The organism is Campylobacter sp. BCW_6461, assembly GCF_001762735.1.
Taxonomy (GTDB): domain Bacteria; phylum Campylobacterota; class Campylobacteria; order Campylobacterales; family Campylobacteraceae; genus Campylobacter_D; species Campylobacter_D jejuni.
In genome coordinates, this window is sequence record NZ_MJXJ01000018.1 from 1 (window position 1) to 1,023 (window position 1,023).

The window sequence follows — 1,023 nt, forward strand, 5'->3', positions numbered from 1 at the left end:
CATCCTGTATAAACTCATCTTCATCTAAAGAGTGATTGAAATTTTCTATGTTTTGATAGACTTTTTCTAAAAATTCTAAAGGCAAAAGAAAATCTTTACTGAGTATATTTTCTAAAATTTGTTTTAAAGCTAAGGCATCGTCTAAAAATCTTTTGGCATTTTCTTGATCTTTTTGTATTTTTTCTTTGAATTTAGCTAGTAGTTTATCACTTCTATTTTTAGTTAAACTTTTTGGAAGTTCAAATTTGGGTTTTTCTTTTGTAAGGAGTTTTTCACAACATTCTTTAAAGGAAAGTTCTTCAGTGAAATTAATCCTTGCTCCACCTTCAGTGGCATTGTAAAATTTAGCCTTTTGATCATTGCAAGCAAAAAGATATTCTAATTTTATACGATAATCATTCCATGTGATATGAGTTAAAACTTCACCTTTGCCTCCATAAGCTTGGGTTTTTAAGGTAGGCACAGTTTTTTCTCCGCTAAATTGCTCGCCATAACTAAATCCTTTTGAATGAGAATTTCCTTCTTCATCAAAAGCTAAATCTTGCCCTATCATAATAATATTTTTAAATCCTAAAGCTAAAGCTAAAGTATAAGAAAAATGACTTACATGAGTACCCGTATCAATATAACCAAAGTCATTAAGATTGAAGCTTTGGTATAAAGGATCATCTCTTAAAATCACACTTTTATTATCTAAAAAATGAACCAAACTAGGATGCGTGGCACATGAAAGTATATTTAAAGAAAGTTTATTTTGTTTATTTTTAAAGAATCTTAAAGGCAAGTCTTCAAAGTCAATATTTAAAACATAATCAGGCACTACACCTTCTTTTTCAAGCATACTTAAAGCTCCATCAGCACAAAAGACCACCGCTTTATCTTGATAAGCTTTAAGTAAAGGAAGTTGTTTAGTAAGAGAAGGTCCTGCAGAAACTACTATAGCATTGTCAAATTTGTTTTTTCTTTCGCTTAAGATTCTTTGAAAAGGAATACTTCCAAGCATAGAAGGGATATTTTGCAAAA

At 29.8% G+C, this 1,023-nt stretch carries 1 protein-coding gene; it reads right to left on the reverse strand.

Going from position 1 to position 1,023, the window contains the following annotated elements:
* Window positions 1-1,023, reverse strand: a 1,023-nt coding sequence (locus AJ882_RS03015) for a motility associated factor glycosyltransferase family protein (protein ID WP_148127821.1), incomplete at both ends; no start/stop codon positions are given.